The sequence below is a fragment of the Winogradskyella sp. genome, assembly GCF_965656915.1.
Taxonomy (GTDB): domain Bacteria; phylum Bacteroidota; class Bacteroidia; order Flavobacteriales; family Flavobacteriaceae; genus Winogradskyella.
In genome coordinates this window covers 1-24,606 of sequence record NZ_CBFHMI010000006.1, presented here as the reverse complement: position 1 = coordinate 24,606, position 24,606 = coordinate 1, and the positions used below count along the sequence as shown (strand labels likewise).

The 24,606-nt window shown below is 33.3% G+C and carries 28 protein-coding genes; 10 read left to right on the top strand and 18 right to left on the bottom strand.

The genetic code is table 11. The features are described 5' to 3' along the window. The first annotated feature begins 12 nt into the window (after positions 1 to 12). Complete coding sequence (gene recQ / locus ACTG3Y_RS03385; protein WP_439151518.1) at positions 13 to 2,211, top strand: DNA helicase RecQ; 2,199 nt, start codon at positions 13 to 15, stop codon at positions 2,209 to 2,211. Here the strand turns inward: recQ and ACTG3Y_RS03380 are convergent, their stop codons facing one another. Then, positions 2,212 to 2,658 (bottom strand): hypothetical protein, encoded by a 447-nt coding sequence (locus ACTG3Y_RS03380; RefSeq protein WP_439151517.1) that lies wholly within the window; start codon positions 2,656 to 2,658, stop codon positions 2,212 to 2,214. A 107-nt stretch (positions 2,659 to 2,765) separates the two neighbouring features. Between ACTG3Y_RS03380 and ACTG3Y_RS03375 the strand changes: the two genes are divergently transcribed. Next, positions 2,766 to 3,698 carry a peptidylprolyl isomerase gene (locus tag ACTG3Y_RS03375; RefSeq protein ID WP_439151516.1) on the top strand — a complete coding sequence of 311 codons (933 nt, stop codon included), beginning with the start codon at positions 2,766 to 2,768 and terminating at the stop codon, positions 3,696 to 3,698. A 95-nt stretch (positions 3,699 to 3,793) separates the two neighbouring features. Then, the gene (locus ACTG3Y_RS03370; RefSeq protein ID WP_439151515.1) at positions 3,794 to 4,495 is read left to right on the top strand and encodes a tetratricopeptide repeat protein; all 702 of its coding nucleotides are present in this window, start codon (positions 3,794 to 3,796) and stop codon (positions 4,493 to 4,495) included. On the opposite strand, the gene ACTG3Y_RS03365 is transcribed toward ACTG3Y_RS03370, so the two are convergent. The 8 genes from ACTG3Y_RS03365 to recF all read right to left on the bottom strand — a co-directional run bounded on the left by ACTG3Y_RS03365 (position 4,492) and on the right by recF (position 11,016). Further along, on the bottom strand, positions 4,492 to 4,962 hold the full coding sequence (locus tag ACTG3Y_RS03365; protein WP_439151514.1) for a hypothetical protein: 471 nt from the start codon (positions 4,960 to 4,962) through the stop codon (positions 4,492 to 4,494). The two genes, ACTG3Y_RS03370 and ACTG3Y_RS03365, sit on opposite strands and share 4 nt — an antisense overlap. Positions 4,963 to 5,073: 111 nt before the next feature. Continuing rightward, the gene (locus ACTG3Y_RS03360) at positions 5,074 to 5,427 is read right to left on the bottom strand and encodes a hypothetical protein (protein WP_439151513.1); all 354 of its coding nucleotides are present in this window, start codon (positions 5,425 to 5,427) and stop codon (positions 5,074 to 5,076) included. Then, positions 5,420 to 7,837, bottom strand: a complete 2,418-nt coding sequence (locus ACTG3Y_RS03355; RefSeq protein WP_439151512.1) for a penicillin acylase family protein — start codon at positions 7,835 to 7,837, stop codon at positions 5,420 to 5,422. The genes ACTG3Y_RS03360 and ACTG3Y_RS03355 overlap by 8 nt, the downstream gene beginning before the upstream one ends. Positions 7,838 to 7,901: 64 nt before the next feature. Further along, positions 7,902 to 8,429 (bottom strand): CIA30 family protein, encoded by a 528-nt coding sequence (locus ACTG3Y_RS03350; protein ID WP_439151511.1) that lies wholly within the window; start codon positions 8,427 to 8,429, stop codon positions 7,902 to 7,904. 45 nt (positions 8,430 to 8,474) lie between these two features. After that, a complete protein-coding gene (locus ACTG3Y_RS03345; RefSeq protein ID WP_439151510.1) occupies positions 8,475 to 9,212 on the bottom strand; it encodes a class I SAM-dependent methyltransferase in 738 nt (245 codons plus the stop codon). A 5-nt stretch (positions 9,213 to 9,217) separates the two neighbouring features. Then, positions 9,218 to 9,514 (bottom strand): DUF721 domain-containing protein, encoded by a 297-nt coding sequence (locus ACTG3Y_RS03340; protein ID WP_439151509.1) that lies wholly within the window; start codon positions 9,512 to 9,514, stop codon positions 9,218 to 9,220. Positions 9,515 to 9,517: 3 nt separating this feature from the next. Continuing rightward, positions 9,518 to 9,940, bottom strand: coding sequence for a lipocalin family protein (locus tag ACTG3Y_RS03335; RefSeq protein ID WP_439151508.1), 423 nt, complete (start codon positions 9,938 to 9,940; stop codon positions 9,518 to 9,520). After that, positions 9,937 to 11,016, bottom strand: a complete 1,080-nt coding sequence (gene recF / locus ACTG3Y_RS03330) for a DNA replication/repair protein RecF (protein WP_439151507.1) — start codon at positions 11,014 to 11,016, stop codon at positions 9,937 to 9,939. The genes ACTG3Y_RS03335 and recF overlap by 4 nt, the downstream gene beginning before the upstream one ends. A gap of 138 nt (positions 11,017 to 11,154) precedes the next feature. On the opposite strand from recF, the gene ACTG3Y_RS03325 reads away from it, so the two are divergent. The 7 genes from ACTG3Y_RS03325 to ACTG3Y_RS03295 all read left to right on the top strand — a co-directional run bounded on the left by ACTG3Y_RS03325 (position 11,155) and on the right by ACTG3Y_RS03295 (position 17,589). After that, entirely contained in the window at positions 11,155 to 11,919 is a 765-nt protein-coding gene (locus tag ACTG3Y_RS03325) for a tetratricopeptide repeat protein (RefSeq protein WP_439151506.1), read from the top strand. 3 nt (positions 11,920 to 11,922) lie between these two features. Next, positions 11,923 to 12,405: a 6,7-dimethyl-8-ribityllumazine synthase gene (gene ribH, locus ACTG3Y_RS03320; RefSeq protein ID WP_439151505.1), complete on the top strand. Its 483-nt coding sequence runs from the start codon at positions 11,923 to 11,925 to the stop codon at positions 12,403 to 12,405. Positions 12,406 to 12,767: 362 nt separating this feature from the next. Next, positions 12,768 to 13,073 carry a hypothetical protein gene (locus ACTG3Y_RS03315; RefSeq protein ID WP_439151504.1) on the top strand — a complete coding sequence of 102 codons (306 nt, stop codon included), beginning with the start codon at positions 12,768 to 12,770 and terminating at the stop codon, positions 13,071 to 13,073. Next, positions 13,073 to 14,935 (top strand): DNA mismatch repair endonuclease MutL, encoded by a 1,863-nt coding sequence (mutL, locus tag ACTG3Y_RS03310; protein ID WP_439151503.1) that lies wholly within the window; start codon positions 13,073 to 13,075, stop codon positions 14,933 to 14,935. Before ACTG3Y_RS03315 ends, mutL begins: the two co-directional genes overlap by 1 nt. A gap of 3 nt (positions 14,936 to 14,938) precedes the next feature. Beyond that, positions 14,939 to 15,691 carry a rhomboid family intramembrane serine protease gene (locus ACTG3Y_RS03305; protein WP_439151502.1) on the top strand — a complete coding sequence of 251 codons (753 nt, stop codon included), beginning with the start codon at positions 14,939 to 14,941 and terminating at the stop codon, positions 15,689 to 15,691. A gap of 2 nt (positions 15,692 to 15,693) precedes the next feature. Next, on the top strand, positions 15,694 to 16,563 hold the full coding sequence (locus ACTG3Y_RS03300) for a rhomboid family intramembrane serine protease (protein ID WP_439151501.1): 870 nt from the start codon (positions 15,694 to 15,696) through the stop codon (positions 16,561 to 16,563). 195 nt (positions 16,564 to 16,758) lie between these two features. After that, positions 16,759 to 17,589, top strand: coding sequence for an endonuclease/exonuclease/phosphatase family protein (locus ACTG3Y_RS03295; protein ID WP_439151500.1), 831 nt, complete (start codon positions 16,759 to 16,761; stop codon positions 17,587 to 17,589). Here ACTG3Y_RS03295 and ACTG3Y_RS03290 read toward each other — a convergent pair. The 9 genes from ACTG3Y_RS03290 to ACTG3Y_RS03250 all read right to left on the bottom strand — a co-directional run. After that, positions 17,581 to 17,889 carry a DUF6122 family protein gene (locus tag ACTG3Y_RS03290; protein WP_439151499.1) on the bottom strand — a complete coding sequence of 103 codons (309 nt, stop codon included), beginning with the start codon at positions 17,887 to 17,889 and terminating at the stop codon, positions 17,581 to 17,583. The two genes, ACTG3Y_RS03295 and ACTG3Y_RS03290, sit on opposite strands and share 9 nt — an antisense overlap. Before the next feature lie 3 nt (positions 17,890 to 17,892). Then, the gene (locus tag ACTG3Y_RS03285) at positions 17,893 to 18,501 is read right to left on the bottom strand and encodes a WbqC family protein (RefSeq protein ID WP_439151498.1); all 609 of its coding nucleotides are present in this window, start codon (positions 18,499 to 18,501) and stop codon (positions 17,893 to 17,895) included. A 27-nt stretch (positions 18,502 to 18,528) separates the two neighbouring features. Next, a complete protein-coding gene (gene lepB, locus ACTG3Y_RS03280) occupies positions 18,529 to 20,133 on the bottom strand; it encodes a signal peptidase I (protein ID WP_439151497.1) in 1,605 nt (534 codons plus the stop codon). A 63-nt stretch (positions 20,134 to 20,196) separates the two neighbouring features. Beyond that, positions 20,197 to 20,898 carry a 4-hydroxy-tetrahydrodipicolinate reductase gene (gene dapB / locus ACTG3Y_RS03275; protein WP_439151496.1) on the bottom strand — a complete coding sequence of 234 codons (702 nt, stop codon included), beginning with the start codon at positions 20,896 to 20,898 and terminating at the stop codon, positions 20,197 to 20,199. Between the two features lie 2 nt (positions 20,899 to 20,900). Then, positions 20,901 to 21,503: a DUF5683 domain-containing protein gene (locus ACTG3Y_RS03270; RefSeq protein WP_439151495.1), complete on the bottom strand. Its 603-nt coding sequence runs from the start codon at positions 21,501 to 21,503 to the stop codon at positions 20,901 to 20,903. Next, positions 21,493 to 22,395 carry a ParB/RepB/Spo0J family partition protein gene (locus tag ACTG3Y_RS03265; protein WP_439151494.1) on the bottom strand — a complete coding sequence of 301 codons (903 nt, stop codon included), beginning with the start codon at positions 22,393 to 22,395 and terminating at the stop codon, positions 21,493 to 21,495. Before ACTG3Y_RS03265 ends, ACTG3Y_RS03270 begins: the two co-directional genes overlap by 11 nt. Continuing rightward, positions 22,379 to 23,161, bottom strand: a complete 783-nt coding sequence (locus tag ACTG3Y_RS03260) for a ParA family protein (RefSeq protein WP_439151493.1) — start codon at positions 23,159 to 23,161, stop codon at positions 22,379 to 22,381. The genes ACTG3Y_RS03265 and ACTG3Y_RS03260 overlap by 17 nt, the downstream gene beginning before the upstream one ends. A 90-nt stretch (positions 23,162 to 23,251) precedes the next feature. Continuing rightward, positions 23,252 to 24,343, bottom strand: a complete 1,092-nt coding sequence (locus ACTG3Y_RS03255) for a hypothetical protein (protein WP_439151492.1) — start codon at positions 24,341 to 24,343, stop codon at positions 23,252 to 23,254. A gap of 23 nt (positions 24,344 to 24,366) precedes the next feature. After that, on the bottom strand, positions 24,367 to 24,606 hold a 240-nt coding region (locus tag ACTG3Y_RS03250), incomplete at its 5' end, for a cobalamin-dependent protein (RefSeq protein WP_439151491.1).

Here is a 24,606-nt window from a genome sequence, read left to right as displayed (position 1 = left end):
TAATAGGGATTAATGAGTATTGCAGAAATTGACTTACACGCTTCACTAAAAAAATACTTTGGTTTTTCAGAATTTAAAGGCTTACAAGAAGAGGTTATAAAAAATGTAGTTGCGGGGAATAATACTTTTGTTATTATGCCTACAGGTGGTGGAAAATCACTTTGTTACCAATTACCAGCATTAATAAAAGAAGGTACTGCTATTGTAGTATCTCCTCTTATTGCTTTGATGAAAAATCAGGTTGATGCAATTCGAGCCGTTTCAGAGCATGAAGGAGTAGCGCATGTATTAAATTCATCATTGAATAAAACTGAAGTAAAACGTGTAAAAGACGATATTGTTAGTGGTGTAACAAAATTACTTTATGTAGCACCAGAGTCGCTTACTAAGGAGGAGTATGTAGAATTCCTTAGAACGGTTAAAATTTCTTTTATGGCCGTTGACGAGGCGCATTGTATTAGTGAATGGGGACACGACTTTAGGCCGGAATACAGAAACTTAAGACATATTATTAAACGTATAGGTGATAACATTCCTATTGTGGGCTTAACTGCAACAGCCACACCTAAAGTACAGGAAGATATTTTAAAAAGTCTGGGAATGCCTGATGCTGTAACTTTTAAAGCATCATTTAACAGGCCAAATTTATATTACGAAGTACGACCGAAAACAAAAAATGTAGATGCGGATATCATCCGATTTGTAAAACAAAATGAAGGCAAATCAGGGATAGTCTATTGTCTCAGTCGAAAACGTGTTGAAGAACTAGCTCAGGTTCTGCAAGTTAATGGTATAAAAGCTGTGCCTTATCATGCAGGTTTAGATGCTAAAACAAGAGTGAAGCATCAAGATATGTTCTTAATGGAAGATACTGATGTAGTGGTGGCTACAATTGCTTTTGGAATGGGTATTGATAAGCCTGATGTTCGTTTTGTGATTCATCACGATATTCCTAAGAGTATTGAAAGCTATTATCAAGAAACTGGTAGAGCAGGTAGAGATGGAGGTGAAGGCCATTGTTTAGCTTATTATGCGTATAAAGACATAGAAAAGCTGGAAAAATTTATGTCAGGTAAACCTGTTGCTGAACAAGAAATAGGACATGCGTTGTTGCAAGAAGTCGTTGCTTTTGCAGAGACCTCAATTTCACGTCGAAAATTTATACTTCATTATTTTGGTGAAGAGTTTGATAATGAAACTGGCGAAGGTGGAGATATGGACGATAATGTGCGTAATCCCAAGAAGCAAGTTGAAGCACAAGACGATGTAAAGATCTTATTAGAAACTGTAGACAAGACTAACGAGAAATATAAGTCTAAAGATTTGGTACAGGTCATTGTTGGAAATTCTAATGCTTTAATTTCATCTCACAAAACTGATACGCAACCCTTTTTTGGAATTGGAAAAGATAAAGAGCCAAGACATTGGATGGCTTTAATAAGACAGGTTTTAGTAGCAGGTTATTTAAAGAAGGATATTGAAACTTATGGTGTTTTACGCTTAAGTGAAGATGGAAAAAACTTCATTGAAAACCCTGTCGCTTTTATGATGGCAGAAGACCATGTGTTTGATGTCCACTCAAATGATGGAGTTATTACCAAAGCCAGAGGTGGTGCAGCAGCAGATGATAGGTTAATGGCTATGCTAAAGGATTTGCGAAAACGAAATGCGAAAAAATTAGGAGTGCCTCCTTTTGTGATTTTTCAAGATCCTTCCTTAGAGGATATGGTTTTAAAATATCCCATTTCTATTGAAGAATTATCTAATGTACACGGAGTAGGTGAGAGTAAAGCTAAGAAATACGGAAAGGACTTTGTTAATTTAATTGCCGATTATGTTGAAGAAAATGACATTGTACGACCTGATGATATGATTGTAAAATCAACAGGTTCTAATTCAGCATTAAAATTGTACATCATTCAGAATGTAGACCGTAAATTGCGTTTAGATGATATTGCATCTGCAAAAGGCATGGAAATGCCAGAATTTATTAAAGAAATGGAATCTATCGTCTTTTCTGGTACTAAGCTAAATATCAATTACTGGATTGATGAAATTTTAGACGAAGACCAACAAGAGGAAATCCATGACTATTTTATGGAATCGGAGAGTGATAAAATCTCTGATGCGATAGAAGAATTTGACGGTGATTACGAAGATGAAGAATTAAGACTTTATCGTATTAAGTTTATGAGTGAAGTCGCAAATTAATTACTCTTCTTCATCATTATTATTCTCAAATTTAGTAAATTCTAAAGTTTTATTTTTTGCATTAAAAATAATACTGGTCAACTCTGCATTTTGTAAGTTTTCAATCTCGGCTTCTTCAATTTCAAAGTCTATTTTAGTAATAAATCGGCCTTTAACATCAGAGTGATCAGATTCAAATTCCTGTGAATCTGCGTTGAGTTTTAATTCAAACTCCTCACCTTTAAACGTCAATGCGGCTCCGTTTTTAGATTTTATTTGAAGCGCCCCTACTAAAACAGTCTGAAAAAAGAAATAACCACCCAATTCGTTTAAACCAGCAAAAAGCACATTGCTATCAGAGACACCAAACGGTTGGTGCTCTACATCAGCAATGATGGCTTCTATAGAATCATTAGTGGTTGCTTCAGCTTTATCGTTTTTAAAGAGTTTAGAAAAAGAAAATCCCATAAATTTTGATTTCAGCAAAACTAACTTTTATATATCAATTCTCAAATCTAAATTCGTAAATCATAAATCATTGACTATCTTTGCAGCCTTAAATAAATAACAAAACGATGCAAGACGGATTATACGCAAAATTCAACACCTCAAAAGGTGAAATAGTGGTTAATTTAGAGTTTGAAAGAACTCCAGGAACGGTTGGTAATTTCGTTGCTTTAGCAGAAGGTAATTTAGAAAACTCTGCCAAGCCACAAGGAACTCCTTATTACTACGGATTAACGTTTCACAGGGTGATACCAGATTTTATGATTCAAGGAGGGTGTCCTCAAGGTACAGGAACTGGGAATCCTGGTTATAAGTTTGATGATGAAATTCATCCAGATTTAAAACACGATGCTCCTGGTAAATTATCTATGGCAAATGCTGGTCCAGGTACTAACGGAAGTCAGTTCTTTATCACTCACATTGCAACGGATTGGTTAGATGGTAAGCATACCGTTTTTGGTAATGTGGTAGAAGGACAAGATGTTGTCGATGCAATTGCTCAAGGTGATAAAATTGAAAGCTTAGAAATTATAAGAGAAGGTAAAACTGCAGAAGACTTTAATGCTGTAGAGGCTTTTAGAATTTTTGAAGGATCAAGAGAAAAACGATTAGCTGCAGAGCGCGAAGCTGCGAAGGCAGAATTAGATAAACTGGCTGCTGGTTTTGACGAAACAGATTCAGGTTTGCGTTACAAAGTATTACAAAAAGGTGACGGAAAGAAAGCAGAAAAAGGAAGTATGGTTTCTGTACATTATAAAGGTCAGTTGGCTGATGGTACAGTTTTCGACTCATCATATAAAAGAAATTCACCTTTAGACTTTCAAGTTGGAGTAGGGCAAGTAATTCCTGGTTGGGATGAAGGTATTTGCCTTTTAAACGTTGGTGATAAAGCCCGTTTAGTAATTCCTAGCGATTTAGCATATGGTGCTGCAGGTGCAGGAGGAGTAATTCCACCAAATGCAACTTTGGTATTCGATGTAGAATTAATGAAAATAAAATAGTCTACACGACTAGTCAAGTAACATATAAAGAAAAGAATCGTCTCACTTATAGTGAGACTTTTTTTTGCTTAAATTTAAACAATCAATCAAACAACATGAAAACAAAAACATTATGCATTTTATTCCTGCTTTTATTTTCTATACAAAATTGTGGCAAGGATATAGACTATTCTGAAACGTTCAAAGAGCAAACACAGGGTAAATATCTCTATAATCCAGATGAAATTATAGAAGTTTACTACGAAAATGACAACTTGTTTCTTATTTGGAAAAAAGGGAAAATACAACCAGTAGCTTTAGCTACCAATGAGTTTTTTGTAGCTGATATGTATACTAAACTACATTTTGTACAACATCCTGAAACTAATGAAAGGTACTTGTCTAAACTCTCTGAAGACGAAGGATCACCAACAACATATGATTATTTGAAAGTTTCAGACTCGTACAAAACACCAAGTCAGATATTAGAGGATAAAGACTATGAGAAAGCCTTAGAAGGTTACTTAGCTATTAAAAAACAAGATTCTACCAGTTCCTATATTAATGAATGGGATTTCAATAGGCTTGGATATAAACATATTAGAAACAAAGACTATGAAGATGCTATTGAGGTTTTTAAATTGAATGCATCACTTCATCCAAATAGTGTAAACGTTTATGATAGTCTGGCTGATGCCTATCTAATGAATAACGATAGTGCTAATGCTTATGCAAATTATAAAATCGCCTATGACATGAATCCTAGGAATAGACGTGCTAAAGAATTTGTAGATGCTTATACTAAAAAGTTGGATTAGTCCTTTTTACGCTTATTTATCACTTTTTTTATCGCACGATTTGGTTTAAGACCTTTACTATTGTCGCTACAATAATCTGCAAGTTTATTTACGGCAGTTTCATGTAGTGCCTCATCACTCATTGTTTCACCATTATTTTGAAGTACAGTCTGTACCATAGCAGCAAAATAAATGGTCATGAAATCTGTATTTCCTTTTGTGAGATCCAAGACTTCAGAATCAATAGAAAACGTATAATCTGCAGTACCTTCCATCCATTTAAAAATATATTGAAAAGCACTTAGTCTATTGAGTTCATCAGATTTTACGGTAGTGTTTAGTAAGTAATTAGCACATTCTAACACTTGTGGTTCAGCTTCTTTACACTCTTCAGCACTTTCAAAAGTGACTTCAGCTAATTTAGTATAGTCTTGAGAAAAAGAATTAAGAGTGAATGCGATTGCAAAGATTGAGATAAGCTGTTTCATGATAAGAATTAAAATTTTATGATATAAGAATACTAATATATGAAAAACCCTACGCTATCGCTATGGTATAAGAAATAAATTATATAGAATAACACATCTTTGTTATGAGTATTATTTCTTCAGTAATACACTTAATTGCTTACCAAAAATTGCAGAAATTCCTGCAGCAATTCCACCAACAAGACCAGTGACTACTATCAATACGAATGGATTACCACCTAATGGTAATAATACAGCAATGCGTTTAGCTAAAGTAAAATCGTTTCCATTACTTAATATGTATGAATATAATGACCAGAATACCAGAATGGCTAAAAAGGGCACAAAGAACACAGCAAAGCGTTTCAATGGTAAAAAGAGTGATGTCGCAAGCGCAGCTGTCATAACAGACCACCATGGTAAAAATAATGCGAGTACAAATGCCAAAATGATAGTGACAATAAAGTTGGTGATATTTCTATTCATTAGTTGCAGGTATTAAAGTTTGCGTTCCTATTACTTTAGCTATTGATTCAGTAGATTGTAAAAAATTCAGTTGGTAATAATCTCCTGCCGCCCAATCGTCAATAAAATTATCATAATACTTACTACCAGGATTTCCAGATTGTCCACCAGGATAAATGCCAAACGCAGTAGGTGGCGATGTCATCTCCACAATCATTCTCCATGATGGACCATGATTTTCAGAAGTAGCATTTACAATATTTCTATCTCCACCAATAGGAATATCAAATCTTGAAAATGCTGGTAAAGCCTGTAGCAAATGCCCAGCATAGGTACCTTTGTAATTGACCCATTTATAATCTCCTTTCTCCTTCTTTACGGTTTCCAATTTTTCAACTGCCTTTTTAAAGGCTATCAAAAATAAATCTTTTGCTGTTTCGGTTTTTGGAGTTTCAATAATATCCATAAATGCATCGTTTCCATTATTCTTTAAAAGGTAAATGGTTTGATACGTAAAAGGGTTTTTCATGGCTATATCTTCTATTTCAAATTCGTCCCAAACTAAGTTATATAATTCAGCATACCATTGACGCCAAATACTTGGACCTACCTTATTCATGTCGTTATTATAATCCCATGACTTAGATTGATTATAGATTTCTCTTTCGCTGTCATTTAGGGATGATATTTCCATATGTTCTAACATGTAAGGCATTAGTTCTGCTGCCTTTAAATTGTAGTTGTTGTTTTGTAATGCTTTGAAATCTTCTACACTAAAAGTGTCTTTAGAATTAAAATAATCGTTAATAACGCGGTTGCGATAAGTTTCATAACGATCATTAAATACAAAATACGGATAAGCTTCATCAACAGGATGCTGATTTGCAGAACTTACAAAACCACGCTGCGGATTTTTAGTATGTGCATTAAATTTTTGAGGAATATAGCTTTGCCAATCGTTTTTTGGTTGACTACCATCCATTAAAAATTTTCCTTGCCCTTCCCATTTGTTTGGCAATTTTCCTTGTATCCATAGAGCAATATCTCCTTCGGTAGACGCGAATACAAAGTTTTGTGCAGGCGCATTCCAATATTTTAAGGCATTTATATAGTCATTATAATTTTTAGCTTTATTTAAGTCTATAAATGTTTTCTGATTATTTCCTCCATCATGGCCAACCCATCGCATGGCATAACCTGATTTTTCTAAATCAGATTTAAAATTTTTGTCATAAACCACAGGTCCATGATGTGTGTACAACACCGAATCTTTATAGCTTGGTTTTCCTTTTATTTTAATATCCTCCACGCGCACTAAAACATTTTTCCAATCACCATCATACTTGTATTGTGTTCGGTCATCATTGAACTCAATTTTATACCAGTCAATAACATCTCTCGTGGCATTGGTTTCTCCCCAGGCAATAAATTCATTAAACCCTGATATAACACCTAAAGCTCCTGGAATTGTTGCTCCGAAAGCATTATGGTTTGGCGTGCTTAATTGCATGACAAACCAAATGCCCGGAAGATTCAGTTTTAAGTGTGGATCATTAGCTAAAATAGGATTACCAGTTGCCGATTTTTCAGGAGAAACTGCCCAATTATTACTGCCATTATCAGGATTGGGTTGATCTATAATTTCTCTAATAGTATCTAAGACAGCTTTACCATTTGGTGAAGGAGTTTGTGGTACATCTATAAAACTCCAATCCGTTTCTTTAGGAATCACTGGATCTGTAACGTCAAAAAAGTCTGGAAATAGCATATCGAACTTATCTTTTCCGAATATACGTAGTGCATTTGTATATTCTAGATCTGAGTCAGCTCCTGCTAACATTTTGGTCATATACATTAATAAAAGTGCTGTCTTCTTTGGAGACCAAGCTTCTGGTTTATAATCTAATAATTTGTATTCAACAGGATAATCTTTTGGGTTTAATTGATTTATATAAGCATTTACACCATCAGAATAAGCTTGTACATATTTCATGGTTTCAGGATCCTTAGACATCTCTTTAATGGCTTGTTCTGCACCATATCCCATACCTCTTCGACGTTCTTGTCTATCGTAATTAAGAGTGCTTTCTCCAAATATTTCAGACAATCTTCCTGCCGAAGCAAAGGTTTGAAATTCTAATTGCCAAAGTCTGTGTTTAGCGGTTAAATAACCTTGGGCTTTATATAGATCAGTATCATTTTGGGCAAATACATGTGGTATTAATTGCTCATCATAATGAACTGTTACCTTTTCCTTTAGATTAGGAATTGTTATTTCACCCGTTACTTTTTCATCGGTTTCGTTTTGCCAGACTCCGGAATATGGATTTAGAAATTTTCCAATCGGTGGAATAGCACCTAGTTGGGTATTGAATAAGTAGAATATAGCAAGCGTGAGAACTAAGGAGGCAATTAGTTTAAAGTATTTCATGTAGCGTAATTAAATAACGACTTAAAAATACCAAATTATATCTTAAGTTATAATTGAAACATACTTATTTTAATGAAATAGAATCAATAAGAATTTTAAAACTTTCTTCTTTTTTATTACCTATTAAAAAAGCAATTTCTTCCATTTGGTTGCCTTTATAATTAGGGATATCTACGCGATAACCTCTAAAAGACGCGTACATCTCTGAAAATGGAATAGTTACAGTTTGCCAGTCACCTGTGGTTTCAAATTCAAATATAAATGAATACCTATTGGAACTATCATCTTTAACTCTAAACTGATAAGCTTTACCATCACCTTTGATTCTTAGAACAAATTTTGAATAGTCTTCAGTCTTTCTGGTTTCAAAATAATAACGTAATGAGGAAAATCCTCCGTTATTTTTTAAAGACACGTCACCATAATATTCGCCATAACCATCTGAGTTGACTTTAAAATTACCATCGGATCGTCCACCCATAACTACATCATCTAAAATTCTCCAATTAGAAATATCGCTGTCAGTAGAAAAATTAAATACCATCATAGATTGAAATATAAAGGTGAGTAAAATAGGTTTTAAGAAAGGCATAACATCGCTTTTTGTAAAGATACAACAGCTGGAAGCCCTTAAAATCTATTTTTTGAAAACTTTATAAATTGGTTTTAGAAACCAAAAGAATTTTCGGTAAAAATGTATGGACTTGTAATAAGTAACCTTAAATAACTTCTTTTGGTAAGCTTGCACAGCTAAAGGTTTTGTCCGTTGTTCAGGCTTCATAAAAATTGCAGCAAACCCTCCCCACATTTCTCTGTACAACCCATCATGATTAAACAATCCAGTGACATAGTCTATCTCTACTGCATGAACATATTTATTAGCATTATAGTCGTAAGCCTTCATACCTTCTCTGCAATCTGGATTAAAGCTATCATGAAGAATTATTACCATAGGTTGTTTTGGTACTAGCTTTAAAATATTTGTAATATCCTCTAAAACACCTAAAGTACTATGGTCGCCATCAATAAGCACAAACTCTACAACTTCGTCAGAGTTATTTAATTTTTCAACTAATTCTGGTACAATAATTTTTGAATCTCCAATAAGGTAATCTACATTATCAAATGCATCGCAACGCTCATCTCTGAATTCTGGCATTAAATCTATAGCATAGACTTTTTCAGAATAGGTGCTCAAAGCTTGCAAACTACCACCATTATAAGTGCCAATTTCTATAGATACTTTCGGTTTTATGCCCTGTAACATTTGAATAATAACAGATTGCTCTGCTCTACTCATAGACCAAGGAATCGTAAATTTGTGTAAATCATTGTTCGGAATATTACCGTCGCTGGTATTCTGAGTTGTCTTCATTTTTTTTAACGAAGTACTAATTTGGTTATGACTTCTTTACCTATCGACTCATTAAGCATTTTAATGATTTTTTCATTGCCATAACTCAGTTCTTCCCGTAAAACACTAGAGCTTAGTTGTACATATAAGACATCTCTTTTTAATTCAATTGCAGTTGTGTAATTATTAACACCGTTTCCCATAAGATTTGCCCAGGCTTCGCGCACATTGACCTTGTCTAAACCAGATTCTAGGTTGTTGGTTTTTACAAATTCTTTTAAGATATCTTCTATGGGTTGGTTATTATTATTACGTTTTGCCATAACCTAGTCTTCTAGAGTTAAATTTATTGGTGTGTATCGTTTATATAAATAGACGTTGTTATTTTGATTGACCATTTTTAGATTTTCAGGTGTGGCCTCAATTACCGTTTCTTTCCATTGTGCATAAGGAGTCGAGTAGTAAATGTTTAAACTATCGTTTTCAATTTTTACAGTAATTGCTTCGGCATCATCAGATGTAAAATAAGTATCGTTAACTCCGGGTTTTAGTTTCTTTCTAAACCCTTTTAGACTATCATTTATTTTTATGTAATCTATAGTTTCATTGAATTTATATGATTTTTTTTGACCATTGGCCAAGGTAACTTCTTCAATTTCCCAATAGCCATTAAGGTGTTCAATATAAGATTTGGGATTATCAGAGCACCCTGTAATTAAAATAAAAAACAGCCATATCAACTTTTTCATAGTTTGAAAATTTTATAGGATTGATGAATTTGTTTTACAATATTCTCTGTTCTGTCTGCATGTGTATCGCTAATAAAAATTTGTCCGAAATGATCATCGTCAACTAAGCTTATGATTTGTGATACTCTATTTTCATCTAATTTATCAAAAATATCATCAAGTAATAGAATTGGAGAAACTCCACTTTGTTGTTTTACAAAATCAAATTGGGCCAATTTTAAAGCAATTAAAAATGATTTTTGCTGACCTTGACTCCCAAATTTTTTAATAGGAAATTCATCTATTAAAAACACTAAGTCATCTTTGTGTGTGCCTACACTAGTGTATTGTAAGGCTTTGTCTTTGTTGAGGTTGGCTTCCAATAATTCATTTAAATCACCACTGAACAAATCACTTTTATACTTTAAATTAATCGTTTCTTTACTTTGACTTATGGCTTCATAACGTTCTTTAAATATAGGAATGAAGATTTTTAAAAACTCATCACGTTTTTGAAAAATCTCAGTACCATAGGTATGTAATTGTTCGTTATAAATGGCAAGGGTATCTCCATTAAACGTATTGTTTAATGCAAAATATTTAAGAAGTGCGTTACGCTGCGATAATACTTTGTTATAAGCAATTAAAGCAGATAAATAAGACTTATCGCTTTGTGAAATAACACTGTCTATAAATTTTCTACGCGTATCACTGCCTTCTATAATCAAATCACGATCAGCAGGAGAGATAATCACCAGTGGAATAAAACCAATATGATCACTAAACTTATCATACGCCTTTCCATTTCGTTTAATAATTTTTTTCTGACCACGCTTTAGCGATACTATAATTTTTTCATCGCGTTCATTTTTGGTGAAGTTGCCATCAACAACAAAAAATTCTGCATTATGATTGATATTTTGTAAAGCAATAGGGTTAAAATAACTTTTACCAAAAGCTAAGTGATAAATAGCATCTAAAGCATTTGTTTTACCAATACCATTAGCACCAACAAAACAGTTGATTTTGGCATCAAAATCGAAAACCTGACTTTCAAAATTTTTGTAATTAACTAAAGATAATGTGTTTAGAATCATAAAAATACAATGGTTTGCTTGTGTTTATTGACCTTGCAAAGCATTTTCAGTGGTAAAATTTATTCAAAAATAACAAATAAATAGGCTTTTAAATCCCAATAAAAATTTTATTTTTGCGCACGCACAAATTGACAAGATATGGCAACGTATAAGAAAAGAGGCTACAAACCCAAAACGAAAAAAGAAAAGGTAGAGGCCGTTGAGGAAAACTCAACAACAGCTGAGGTATTTAATACTTTAGACGAAGGAGCTTCTAAAACGGAAGAGTGGGTAGTTAGAAATCAAAAATATATCATTGGTGTGATTGCCGCTATTGCTGTAGTTGTTTTAGGGTATTTAGGTTACAATAAACTTGTAGCTGAGCCACAACAAAAAGAAGCCATGAACGAAATGTATACGGCAAAGAAATATTTTGAGGATGCTGTTAATGGAATTACACCAGATTCACTTTATACCATGGCCTTAAATGGAGGTGAAGGTAAGTATGGGATGTTAGATATCATTAACGAGTACGGTGGTACTCCTGCGGCTAACTTAGCTAATTATTATGCTGGTATGGCCTATTTAAATCTTAAGGATTATCAAAACGCTGTAACTTATTTAAGTGAGTTCTCAAGTGATGATAAAATGTTAGGTCCAATAGCTAAAGGAGGTATTGGCGATGCGTTTGTTCAATTAGAACAACCAGAAGATGCTTTAGAATACTATGAGAAAGCATCTAAAATGCAAGCTAATGAATTTACAACTCCTTTATATTTAATGAAAGCAGCGCGTGTTGCTCTGGATTTAGATATGAATCAAAAAGCATTAGATTATTTAAAACAAATAAAATCTGAATTTCCAACATCTACAGAAGCTAGTCAGGTAGATGTACTAATAGGAAAGGCAGAAGCAAGTTTGTAAACTATGGCTACTGCAAACCATAATTTATCTAATTACGATAAATCTACAATCCCAGGCGCGAAAGACTTTCGGTTTGGGATTGTTGTTTCTGAATGGAATGATTCTATTACTGAAGGCTTATATCAAGGTGCGGTAGAAGCACTTTTAGATTGTGGTGCTTTAGATGAGAATATTGTCCGTTGGGATGTGCCTGGTAGTTTTGAACTGGTTTATGGATGCAAAAAAATGCAGTCGTATAAATTTAATGCCATAATTGCCATTGGCTCTGTCATTAAAGGTGAAACCAAACATTTTGACTTTGTTTGTGATGGTGTCACTCAAGGTATAAAAGACTTAAATGTACTTTACGATACACCAGTCATTTTTTGTGTACTTACGGATAATAACATGCAGCAATCTATTGACAGATCTGGCGGTAAGCATGGAAATAAAGGTACAGAAGCCGCAATTGCTGCTATAAAAATGGCAGATTTAAGAAATCATTAGAAGATTTTTCACCCATTATTTAAATGTATTTCAACTTCCTTTGGCAAGCTTTTTGTTAATAATTTTAAGGAATCCTTAAGCAATATTTCCTTGTATTTTCTGTACTTTTGATGAGTATCAGGTTTAATTTACAAGACAATTTGTTTAATCAACGAAAAAATAAGCGTTTCAGTTATAAACCTCGTTTTCAGGATTCTACTAAAGAAGAGTCGAAGTCCGACTTGGAAGTGAAATGGGATGAAATGAGAGGCAACACAAGACGAAGAGGAAATGTATTTACCTCTTTACCAGCTCTGATTATTATTTTAGCATCGCTTTTTTTTCTAATTTATATCCTTAACGGGTATATTAAATAAAAAATTATGGGTCCAATAAAATTCACTTTAATTAAAAAACTGCCACGAAATAAAAGATTTAATTATACTCCTAGATATTACAAAGGAAAAGACGACACTGATACTTCAAAATATACAACTAAATTTGATGCATATTCAGATACATACAATAAAAATGATTTTTCTGGACAGTGGCATGAAAGTAGAATAAATAATAGAAACAGAAATAATTCTGGCTTTAACAAAACAATATTATTTATAATTGCCGTCTTAGTTTTAATCTTCCTGTTTATCATAGATTTTGACCTCTCTATCTTTTCTCTAAAAAGCTAATGACAGATATTATACAACTTTTACCAGACCATGTTGCCAACCAAATTGCAGCTGGTGAAGTGGTACAGCGACCTGCCTCAGTAGTTAAAGAACTTCTCGAAAATGCTATTGATGCTAATGCCACAGAGATAAAACTTATTATTAAAGATGCTGGTAAAACACTAGTTCAGGTTATTGATAACGGAAAAGGAATGAGTGTTACGGATGCGCGCTTAAGTTTTGAGCGTCATGCCACATCAAAAATAAAAACCGCCGAAGACCTATTTCAATTAAATACTAAGGGATTTAGAGGAGAAGCATTAGCGAGTATTGCTGCTATAGCTCATGTAGAACTTAACACTAAACGTTCAGAAGATGAATTAGGAACGGCTATAGAAATAGAAGGAAGTTCAGTGAAATCTCAAGAAGTTTCTGTCACTCCTACCGGAACATCAGTAGCAGTTAAAAACTTATTTTTTAATATTCCTGCGAGACGTAACTTTTTAAAGTCAGATACAGTTGAGTTACGACATATTACAGATGAGTTTCATCGTGTGGCATTGGCACATCCTAATATTGCTTTTGCTTATTATCACAATGGCAGTGAATTATTTAATCTACCTAATGAAAATTATAGACAGCGTGTGGTGCATGTATTTGGTGCTAAAACCAATGAAAAATTAGTCCCAGTAGAAGAAGAAACAGAGGTTTTGAAAATCTCGGGATTCGTCGGGAAACCACAGTATTCAAAAAAAACACGTTCTGAACAATTCTTTTTTGTGAATCAACGCTTCATTAAAAGTCCATATTTAAATCATTCTATTAATGCGGCTTTTGAAGGATTGCTAAAAGATGGTTATCATCCGAGCTACTTTTTAAATCTAACCGTTGATCCAAAAACGATTGACATCAACATTCATCCAACTAAAACAGAAATAAAATTTGATGATGAGCATACACTTTATGCTATTTTAAGATCTGCTGTAAAGCATAGTTTAGGACAGTTTAATATTGCACCAGTTTTGGACTTTGAGAATCAAAGCAATTTAAATACGCCTTATGGCTATAAGGATAAGCCAGCTAATGCACCTAAAATTCAGGTTGATCGAAGTTTTAATCCGTTTTCAGAAAATAGTGATTTAAAGTATAGTCAGAAACAACATAATACCTCATTTAGAAAAGTACCAAATCCGTCATGGGAAAGTTTATATGTAGGATTAGAATCTAAAGGCAATACTGCTACAGATAATTTTAGTGAAGTTACATTTGAAAGTAATGCAAAAACCGAATCTATTTTTATTGATGATTCAGCTATTGAAAGTACTAAATCTACATTTCAGATCCAACAAAAATATATAGTGAGTACAATAAAGTCTGGTATGCTAATTATTGATCAAAACAGAGCGCATCAGCGTATTTTATATGAAAACTTTTTAAAATACATTACTATTAAGGAGGCAATCAGCCAACAACTGTTGTTTCCGCATCAATTGCATTTCACGCCAAGTGAAGTAAAAATTATAAATCAGTTAAAAACCGATTTAGAACATGCGGGTTTTGTGTTTTCTGAGATTAGTAACAAAGAAATTACCATCACTGGTTTACCCGTAGGAGTGCCAGAAAGTGAAGTGTCTATTATTTTAGAGCAACTCATCAGTGATGTAGAAAATGATGTGCCAGAAGCTAATTTTAGTGCGGCCGATTTATTAGCTAAGTCTATGGCGAAGAGCTTAGCAATTAAAAACGGACAGTCACTTAATAACACAGAGCAAGAGCATTTAGTAAATAGTTTATTTGCCTGTAAGGAACCCAATGTATCACCAACTAATAGAACAACATTTATAACAATGTCGGTTGATGAAATTGAAAAAAAATTCGTGTAAAGTATGAGACAAGGAATTACTGATGGTGTAAAACACTTATTGATTATTAATGTGGTTATGTTTATTGGAACATTAGCAATAGGTAATGGTCAAACATTTTACCAGTGGTTTGCATTATATTTTCCTGAGAGTGAAGCATTCCAACCATGGCAGATATTAACGCATATGTTTATGCATGGAAATTTAATGCATATACTTTTTAATATGTTTGCCTTATGGATGTTTGGGACAGCCGTAGAGCAAATATTTGGTACGAAGAAATTCATAATATTCTATTTGTTATCTGGATTTGGTGCAGCTATTATTCAAGTTGCTTTCTTATATTATCAGTATAATACAGGCTTAACAACTTTAGTTGAAGCTGGTTTTTCTCAAACTGATATAGTAAGTGTATTAAGTGAAGGAAAGTATGATACCAATTGGGTCCCAGTTTTAGGCGATAACTTTGAAGGTTTTGCAAGTGCATTTAATTCAACAATGGTTGGAGCGTCAGGTGCTATTTTTGGTATTCTAGTTGCTTTTGGAATGCTGTTTCCTGAGTCTAAGTTAATGCTGATATTTTTACCAATACCTGTAAAGGCTAAATATTTTATTCCAGCAATTATTGCACTTGATTTATTTTCCGCATTAACAGGAAATTCAATATTTAGTCCAAGTAATACAGCTTATATGGCACACGTTGGTGGTGCGTTAACAGGGTTTTTGTTAATGTACTTTTGGAAAAAAAATGAAAGAGATAAATACCGTTGGAATTAGCGATGAGTACAATTCAAGAATTAAAATATAAGTTTAATAGGTCTAATGCCTTTGAGAAGATTATAGTAATTAATGTGATCATCTTTATCTTGGCACGATTGATCATAATTTTTGGTAGAACTGCAGATCCTTTACCATACTTTAAACTTCCTGCAGATTTCTTTGATTTTATTCTTAAACCGTGGACGTTTATTACCTATGGCTTTGTGCATTATGGTTTTTTTCACCTGCTGTTTAATTTATTGGTACTTTATTATATATCAAGAATGCTATTGAATTTATTCAGGCCAAAAATGGCTTTAAATATCTATTTTCTAGGCATAATTTCTGGTGCATTGGCTTTTTTATTTGCTCATAACGTATTACCAAAAGAGTTTTTAACTAACTCTAATCCTTTAATTGGTGCATCGGCTGGTGTTAGAGCATTGATTATCTTTTTAGGAGTGTATTTAGCGAATACAGAAGTTCGACTTATTATGTTTAATGTTAAGCTAAAGTATATTGCCATTGTATTGGTGGTTATGGATGTCTTAGGTTTATTTACGTGGAATCAAGGTGGAAACATAGCACATTTAGGTGGTGCTTTGTTAGGTTATCTCTACGCAACCAGATTACAGCAAGGTAAAGATATTGGCGCTGGATTTGAACGTATTATGGATACCGTTGTTAGTTGGTTTCAGCCTGAATCTAAATTAAAAACAGTCCATAGAAAAAAAGGCAAAGGTGTATATGCAGGCAAGACTAAAAAAGAATTTGATGCGTTTAATAATCAGAAAAGAATAGATATGATTCTCGATAAAATAAGTAAGAGCGGATATGAGAGTCTAACATCTGAAGAAAAAGAATTTCTTTTTAAAGTTGGCAAGGATTAACTGAATATGAAAGGTTTAAAACTACGCGATAAAATTGTTTTTCTGGTTAATTCTCTGGCTGCATTTTTATTGCTGGTTTCTTATATATTACCTTATTTACCACCGCAAAAATTTGCACTATTATCAGTACTCAGTTTAGGCGTTCCCTTACTTATTGTTTTAAATATTTTGTTTTTTATTTATTGGCTACTAAAAGTGAAAAAGCAACTTTTATTGTCACTAATTGTACTTGTTCTTGGAGTGCGTTATATAAATTCATTATATAAGTTTTCATCATCAAAGCATATTGAAGAATCTACTAATATATCTGTGATGAATTATAATGTAAGGTTATATAACCTCTATAATTGGTCACCAAGCAAAACTATTAAAGATGATATTTTAAAATTTGTTAATAGGGAGCAACCAGATGTGCTTTGTGTACAAGAATCTCCTAAACGCTACGGTCTTTCTTTAGATGGTTATTATAAGTATAATGCTGTTTATGACGATTATGTTGTAAGAGGACAGGTTATCTACACTAAATTTCCTATTGTTGCCAGTGGTTCTTTAGATTTTCCAGATTCGTATAATAATGCCATCTACGTCGATGTTGTAAAGAGCAAGGATACAGTTAGGGTCTATAATATTCATTTACAATCTTCTGGTATTAATACTGAAGTTGAAGCATTAAAAAAAGAATCATCTGAAAACCTTTTAAAAAGACTAACTACAACCTTTAAAAAACAACAAGTGCAAACAGAAATGTTTGTGAAACACAAGAATGAATGTAAACATAGAGTAATTGTCGCTGGAGATTTTAACAATACAGCATACTCATACGTTTATAAAGAAATAAAAGGTGATTTGGTAGATACCTTCCAAGAAGCAGGAAACGGTTTTGGCTGTACTTTCGATTTTAAATTCTTTCCAGTACGTATTGATTTTATATTAGCAGATGAATCTATAACTGTAAACGGTTTTGATAATTATGACGTAAAATATTCAGATCATTATCCGATTAAAGCTACTCTAAATTTACATTAAACAACAGTCGGCTACGTCTGAAATAATATGAGCAACTAATCCCAACGCTATAAGCCTTGATGGTTTTGGTAATAACAGCAATACATATACAATTATAGCATAATAAGAATGTAGTGGGTGAAAATTGATGCTACATCTGTTTGAATCAAAAATAGGATGAGCCAAGAGATGATCTAAATCGATTAAAAACGCCAACAGCATTATACCATAAGCTCTGAGCCAATTCTTTCTGTAAAAAAGAAGAGCTATAAATAATGGTAAGCCAAAATGCAATCCATAATGTATTGTACTTTGAATCATGAGTTAAAATTTTTGATTTAATAAATATGACTCAGCACTTGGACCTTCATTAAAAAGTAAATCTATTATGCTCAGGTTGCCAATGAACCCATGTTTATCACTAAAGACTTGCTGGTATGTACAAGTTGTGATAGGGTTACTCTTTCTATTTACAAGATATCTGTAGTCTGAAATTTGTGGCTCTAATTCAAAATTCTCGGTTTTTATGTAAGATAAGTTGATCTGCATACAATCCTTTAGAACTTCCAGACAAGCTAAATTAAGATCTAGAATAAAACTAAACTTAGTATTAAAAAGCGGTAGTAAATCATCAATATAAAATTCGAAAAATGGTGACATACTGTAGGCAGACTCTAAAGATTTAAGATGTAATTGTTGCCATTTGTTTTCATTAGAAATTCGGACATCTTTATATAATTGGCGATTTTTCTGCGTATAATTTACCGGTACTGTAAGTGCAAGTTTACCATTGGCACCGTATATTTCTGTTCTGTTTCTATACGTTTGTTTTTGGTAATTGTCACAAACTTCTAAATTGAGAGTTTGAGACTTTATCATTACCACAAAATGTGACAAATTTGGAAAATAGGTAGGATGTATAAGACCCTTCATTTAGATGTATTTAAAAAAAGGCGACTATTAGGTTTTAGCTTTCTTTTTCTTTCTCCATTTATTAAAAAACGTAAGTCCAAAAACGACCACTAAAAACGGAATTAAGTACGACGTACGTTCACCACTACCACTAACGGTTGTGAAAATTCTATCCCAACGAAAACTCCAGTTTTTAAGACCATCATTAATGCCATCGATACTCATCCAAATAAATACGGGTTTACCAAAAATATGATTATAAGGCACAAAACCCCACGCTCTGGCATCTATTGAATTATGACGGTTGTCTCCCATCATCCAGTAATAATCTTGTTTAAAGGTGTACGAAGATGCTGGTTGATCATTAATAAAAACCTGATTACCTCTGGTCGACACTTTATTACCTTCATATTCACCAATAGCACGTTTATACAATGCTATGTTTTCTGCATTTAACTGTACTGTAGCACCTGCTTTTGGTATCCATAATGGACCGAAATGGTCAATATTCCAATCGTAATTTGGGTCTCTTGGAAACACATCGCCGGCAACTCCTTCTTCTTGTTTTAAGGCTTTGATACTATCAACTTCAGGATGATTTTTTAATTGTGCAATGGCTTTGTCTGTTGCAGCTGGCACTATAAAAGATAGTTGTGTACTACCATAATTAGGAAAATCTGTAATGTCATATTTTTTTAATATTTCAATAATTCTTGAAGGTTGCAAATTCCTTTTAAAGGTGACTTCATAGGAGAATTGTAAATGTGATCGTGGCGGTAATTTATTCTGTTCACCATTAATGAATACGTATCCATTTCTGATTTCTAAAGTATCTCCAGCAACAGCTACGCAGCGTTTTACAAGATTTGTTTTCTTATCAATAGGTTTGTAATAATTACGATCTGGCGTAAAATCATTCATATTTAATAGCGTATCTGCAGGTTGATTAAATACGACGATATCATTACGTTCTACGTTTTCAAATCCAGGTAATCTTAAATACGGAAGTTGTAATTTATTTTTCCAAGACGAATTACGTTCTTCGTAATTATCATTATATAAATACGATTTTACTCCTAGTTTGGGAATCGTATCGTGCACCATTGGTGCTGCTACAGTTGTCATTGGTACTCTAGGACCATAATGAATTTTACTTACGATTAGAAAGTCTCCAACAAGTAGTGATTTTTCTAAAGACGATGACGGAATAACAAAAGGTTGAAAGAAATAAGTATGGACTATAGTCGCCGCAACAATTGCAAAAAGAATAGAAGTAATCCATTCACCAGTAGATGTCTTAGGTTTAAGCTCTCTGTTTTCAATATATTGAACATCTGCAATATAGTTGAGGTAGTATAGATAGAACCCTAATGTAAAGATACAAATAAGTGCATCTAGCTTTGTATCCTTTCCAAAGGCTCTTGCAGTTTCTACCCAAGCCGCAGGAATCATAATGAGATTTACAATTGGTAAAAACATTAAAATAACCCACCACCATGGTCTCGTAATAATCTTCATTAAGATGACCGCATTATATATGGGAATAAATGCTTCCCAGGCTTGTCGACCAGCTTTTATGTATAATTTCCACGTACCAAGGCCATGTATAATTTGTAGTATGAGTAAAAAGATAAACCACTGTGTCCAGTTCATAACTTTATATTTTGTCTAGTGTAGGTTGAAAATTATTTTAATATGTTTCAATTATGAGGCAAATTAACCAATGTTTAACACATCTTTCATGTTGTAGACGCCTTTTTTATCTTTAATCCATTCTGCAGCAATCACTGCACCTAAAGCAAATCCTTTTCTGCTATGAGCAGTATGTTTAATGCTGATTGAATCTATTTCAGAATTATAAGTAATTTCGTGAGTGCCATGAACATTTTCAATACGTTTGGCATCAATATGTATTTCATTAGAGCTAGCTTCATCTAAAGTCCAATTTTTGTAAAGTGAATTATCTATGATGTGCTCCGCCAAACTAATTGCTGTGCCACTAGGAGCATCTAGTTTTTGAGTATGATGAATTTCTTCTATTGAGGCTTTATAATCAGGAAAATCAGTCATCAATTGACTTAGTCTATTATTGATTTCAAAAAAAATATTTACACCTAGACTAAAATTTGATGCATATAGAAACGTACCATTTTTGGTATTGCAATAGTCTACAATGTCATCGTAGTGCTCTAACCAACCTGTTGTACCTGAAATTACAGGAACATTAGCATCTAACGCTCGCTTAATATTATCTACGGCAGTAGAAGGGAGGGAAAAGTCTATTGCTACATGAGTGTTTGTAAAATCAAAATTTGACGTCTTACTACTCGCTTTTAATGTTATGGAGTGATTTCGTTCTAACGCAATACCTTCAATACTTTTTCCCATTTTACCATAACCGAGTAATGCTATATTCATATTTAAAACTTAAAATTAAAAGTTAATCCTAAATCTGAAGAATTCTCCATCTCGTTGTATTGAAAATGTGGACTTAAACTTAAATTTTCATCAACATTAAATTGCAACAAATGGGCATCTACATTAGCATCAATAATATTTAAAGCATATAAGCCTAAGGTAATGAGTAAGGACACTTCCTTGTTTCTTCTAAATTGTTGCTGTGCTCTAATAAGCCCGTCATTAGAAATTAAGGGAGTATCTCCATCTCCATAAAATTCATCGTCTGTAAAGCCTGCTAATCGTCTTTTGTAGGCGTCTCTATAGCGATCAAACTGACGATCATTTCTTACGTAGAAATAAACTCCAGCACCAATGGCTCCCCAAACTATAGGAACTTTCCAGTACTTTTTATTATATGCTTGTCCTAATCCAGGTAATACAGCAGAGTAGAAGGCCGCCTTAGAAGGTCTCAAAGGATCTATAGGCTGTCTTTTTAGAGTTTGATTAGCGATAATAGGTGTTTCATCTAGGGCAATACTGGTGCTGTCCTTTTCTTTTTGTGAGAACGAAAATAGTACAGAAAATAAGCACAAGGCTAAAATATAAATACGTTTATTTAGCACGTTGAACTAACTTTTTTATACGATTGAAATCTTCTTCAGAATGAAATGGAATCGTAATCTTTCCACTTCCATTTTTTGCCAGTTTTACGTCTATTTTATGACCAAAGTAATCTGAGAATTCCTTAACTCCTTTTTTAATATATTTAGGTATGTCAGTCTCGTCATTTTTAGATTTTGCAGGTGTGTCAGTATTTAGGTTCTTCACCATTTGTTCTGTAGCTCTAACAGAGAGTTTATTGCTAATTATTTTTTCATAAATCTCAAGCTGATCTATTTGATTTTCAATATTGACCATAGCTCTTCCATGTCCCATACTGATAAACCCATCTCGCATACCTGTTTGAATGATTGGATCTAATTTTAAAAGCCTTAAGTAATTCGCAATGGTAGAACGCTTCTTACCGACACGTTCGCTCATTTGCTCTTGTGTTAGATTGATTTCGTCAATTAAACGTTGGTAAGACAAAGCAATTTCAATAGGGTCTAAATCTTGACGTTGAATGTTTTCAACTAAGGCCATCTCTAATGATTCCTGGTCATTAGCGATACGTATATAAGCAGGTATAGCCTGTAAACCAATTAGTTTTGAAGCTCTAAAACGACGTTCTCCAGAAACCAGTTGATACTTATTAAATGCTATCTTTCTAACTGTTATAGGTTGTATAACTCCAAGCTCTCTTATTGAAGAAGCCAATTCGCGCAGCGATTCTTCATTGAAATTAGTTCTCGGTTGAAAAGGGTTGACTTCTATACTTTCAATATCGAGTTCAACTATATTACCGACGACCTTATCTGCATTTTTATCTTCAGCAGAGTTGATGTCATTTTCAGGGTCTTTGAGCAAAGCCGAAAGTCCTCTTCCTAATGCCTGTTTTTTAGTTGCTTTGGCCATTTAATTCATTTTTAGTGATCAACTCTTTTGCTAAACTTAAATAGTTAGCTGCTCCTTTGCTACTTACATCATAGTTTATAATGCTTTCTCCATAACTCGGTGCTTCTCCTAATCGTACATTTCGTTGTATAATAGTCTCAAAAACCATATCTGTAAAGTGTTTCTGAACTTCCTCTACAACTTGATTTGATAGGCGTAATCTCGAATCGAACATTGTTAATAACATGCCTTCTATGTCTAACGCTTCATTATGTATTTTCTGTACACTTTTAATAGTATTTAACAGTTTGCCTAACCCCTCTAATGCAAAATATTCGCATTGAATAGGAATTATAACAGAGTCTGAAGCCGTAAGTGCATTTAAAGTCAATAAACCAAGAGATGGCGCACAATCAATTAGAATGTAATCATACTCAGTTTTTAATTCAGATATAGCTTTTTTGAGCATACTCTCTCGCTCATCTTTATCAACTAACTCAATTTCTATAGCTACAAGATCTATGTGTGCAGGTATAACATCTACATTTGGAGCATTAGAAGCAATAATTGCCTCTTTTGCCGGTTTTGTATGTTCTAGTACCTGATATGAACCAATTTCTAAAGCATCAACATCTATACCTAAACCTGAACTGGCGTTGGCTTGAGGATCTGCATCTATAAGTAGGACTTTCTTCTCCAGTGCACCCAAAGAAGCGGCTAAATTAACTGAGGTGGTCGTTTTTCCTACGCCACCTTTTTGATTAGCAATTGCAATGATTTTACCCATTAAATGATTTGGTTTTTCTAGGGTTTAAAAATACGATTATTTACGAGTTTAAGAAATTGAAGTTGTTAACAGTTTGTTGCTGAAATTAGATTAATCTCTTTTTGCTTCCTGAAGCCCAAATATTTCATTTATTGCCTCAAATACCTGATCTTGATCTATTGTTTTTTTCCATCCTTTTTCTGCTAAAAGAGATCTTACTTGGCTTAGCGTATTATCCTTTTCAAGTAAATAAATAGTATAATCAATAACTTCTGTTGGGAGTCTATTTATAGTAAAATCTATTATTATAAATGTTACGCGATGTAACGCTATTATGTAAGCAAAACCAATATGTATACTCCAAAGAATAGCATAGCCTATCCAACCTGTATTTAGATTCTCGGTTATTACTATACCTGACGAAAAACGATACCTTAAATAGTCTGTGAAGCCAAAATTTTCATAGTGGTTATGATAGTTCATCATATAATATTGAACATAAAAATTTATAAATAAACCACATATTAAAATTCCCAGAATTAATAGTTTACTATGATTGTAATCAATATAGTTTACTTTAGTTAGGATTCTCCCAAGGAAATAGCCAACAAAGAGTCCAATTCCTAATTCGTAAACGCCTGCAACATGTTTAAAAATATAGGATAATAAACCAACTATTATACCTATAGTAGCAGCTATAAAGACACTGCCAATAAGCGCATTCGTTAATTTTGGTTTTACGGATTTAGAAGGCTGTGGTAGTGTCTTAGGTACTTCGTAGTCTTCCCAATTATTAAGTTTATTGAACTCGTCCTCTAGCGCAATTAATTTGCCATTTGTGCCGTATTCTTTTTCTAGTTTCTTAAAAAGTGCAATGACTAAACCGGTACGTTTAGAGTTTTTACCTAAATCTGTAAGATGACCTTCTAACGATTTACTATGAACTTCAATTCTGCCATTAGCTTTTTTTGTTACTGTAAGTTTAGCAGTTAACTTATTCCACTGATTTTTTCGTTTAGCTTCAACTGATTTATCATCGGTATATACAATAGGCCAATCCAGCACACGAAAAACTTCTTGAATTAAAGGAATTACTTGACCATCCTTAATATTGGTCTTGAAACTTTCAGAAAAGTATGGATTTATTCTAAGACTATATCGTCGCTTTACAGTATGCTGAAGTTCTTCTAACTCTTTATTCATCTAATTGAATTGCAATACTAAGATTAGTCTATGAGAATCTCTAATATTTGTATTGCAGCATCGCTAATTTTTGTTCCTGGTCCAAATACAGCTACAGCTCCAGCATCGAATAAATATTGATAGTCTTGCTTAGGAATTACTCCACCAACAATAACCATGATATCATCTCTGCCGTAACTCTTAAGCTCTTCAATTACTTGAGGTACTAAAGTTTTATGTCCAGCAGCTAAGGATGACACTCCTAAAATATGTACGTCGTTTTC

What these genes read in the sequence shown, in the direction of transcription:
- recF (WP_439151507.1), bottom strand. Translation starts at nt 11,016, where the DNA reads ATGATTCTAAACACATTATCTTTAGTTAATTACAAAAATTTTGAAAGT.
- ACTG3Y_RS03300 (WP_439151501.1), top strand. Translation starts at nt 15,694, where the DNA reads ATGAGTACAATTCAAGAATTAAAATATAAGTTTAATAGGTCTAATGCC.
- ACTG3Y_RS03290 (WP_439151499.1), bottom strand. Translation starts at nt 17,889, where the DNA reads ATGATTCAAAGTACAATACATTATGGATTGCATTTTGGCTTACCATTA.
- ACTG3Y_RS03375 (WP_439151516.1), top strand. Translation starts at nt 2,766, where the DNA reads ATGCAAGACGGATTATACGCAAAATTCAACACCTCAAAAGGTGAAATA.
- ACTG3Y_RS03365 (WP_439151514.1), bottom strand. Translation starts at nt 4,962, where the DNA reads ATGAAACAGCTTATCTCAATCTTTGCAATCGCATTCACTCTTAATTCT.
- ACTG3Y_RS03355 (WP_439151512.1), bottom strand. Translation starts at nt 7,837, where the DNA reads ATGAAATACTTTAAACTAATTGCCTCCTTAGTTCTCACGCTTGCTATA.
- ACTG3Y_RS03380 (WP_439151517.1), bottom strand. Translation starts at nt 2,658, where the DNA reads ATGGGATTTTCTTTTTCTAAACTCTTTAAAAACGATAAAGCTGAAGCA.
- recQ (WP_439151518.1), top strand. Translation starts at nt 13, where the DNA reads ATGAGTATTGCAGAAATTGACTTACACGCTTCACTAAAAAAATACTTT.
- ACTG3Y_RS03260 (WP_439151493.1), bottom strand. Translation starts at nt 23,161, where the DNA reads ATGGGTAAAATCATTGCAATTGCTAATCAAAAAGGTGGCGTAGGAAAA.
- ACTG3Y_RS03335 (WP_439151508.1), bottom strand. Translation starts at nt 9,940, where the DNA reads ATGAAAAAGTTGATATGGCTGTTTTTTATTTTAATTACAGGGTGCTCT.
- ACTG3Y_RS03305 (WP_439151502.1), top strand. Translation starts at nt 14,939, where the DNA reads ATGAGACAAGGAATTACTGATGGTGTAAAACACTTATTGATTATTAAT.
- ribH (WP_439151505.1), top strand. Translation starts at nt 11,923, where the DNA reads ATGGCTACTGCAAACCATAATTTATCTAATTACGATAAATCTACAATC.
- mutL (WP_439151503.1), top strand. Translation starts at nt 13,073, where the DNA reads ATGACAGATATTATACAACTTTTACCAGACCATGTTGCCAACCAAATT.
- lepB (WP_439151497.1), bottom strand. Translation starts at nt 20,133, where the DNA reads ATGAACTGGACACAGTGGTTTATCTTTTTACTCATACTACAAATTATA.
- ACTG3Y_RS03370 (WP_439151515.1), top strand. Translation starts at nt 3,794, where the DNA reads ATGAAAACAAAAACATTATGCATTTTATTCCTGCTTTTATTTTCTATA.
- ACTG3Y_RS03345 (WP_439151510.1), bottom strand. Translation starts at nt 9,212, where the DNA reads ATGAAGACAACTCAGAATACCAGCGACGGTAATATTCCGAACAATGAT.
- ACTG3Y_RS03340 (WP_439151509.1), bottom strand. Translation starts at nt 9,514, where the DNA reads ATGGCAAAACGTAATAATAATAACCAACCCATAGAAGATATCTTAAAA.
- dapB (WP_439151496.1), bottom strand. Translation starts at nt 20,898, where the DNA reads ATGAATATAGCATTACTCGGTTATGGTAAAATGGGAAAAAGTATTGAA.
- ACTG3Y_RS03350 (WP_439151511.1), bottom strand. Translation starts at nt 8,429, where the DNA reads ATGCCTTTCTTAAAACCTATTTTACTCACCTTTATATTTCAATCTATG.
- ACTG3Y_RS03265 (WP_439151494.1), bottom strand. Translation starts at nt 22,395, where the DNA reads ATGGCCAAAGCAACTAAAAAACAGGCATTAGGAAGAGGACTTTCGGCT.
- ACTG3Y_RS03255 (WP_439151492.1), bottom strand. Translation starts at nt 24,343, where the DNA reads ATGAATAAAGAGTTAGAAGAACTTCAGCATACTGTAAAGCGACGATAT.
- ACTG3Y_RS03360 (WP_439151513.1), bottom strand. Translation starts at nt 5,427, where the DNA reads ATGAATAGAAATATCACCAACTTTATTGTCACTATCATTTTGGCATTT.
- ACTG3Y_RS03315 (WP_439151504.1), top strand. Translation starts at nt 12,768, where the DNA reads ATGGGTCCAATAAAATTCACTTTAATTAAAAAACTGCCACGAAATAAA.
- ACTG3Y_RS03325 (WP_439151506.1), top strand. Translation starts at nt 11,155, where the DNA reads ATGGCAACGTATAAGAAAAGAGGCTACAAACCCAAAACGAAAAAAGAA.
- ACTG3Y_RS03285 (WP_439151498.1), bottom strand. Translation starts at nt 18,501, where the DNA reads ATGAAGGGTCTTATACATCCTACCTATTTTCCAAATTTGTCACATTTT.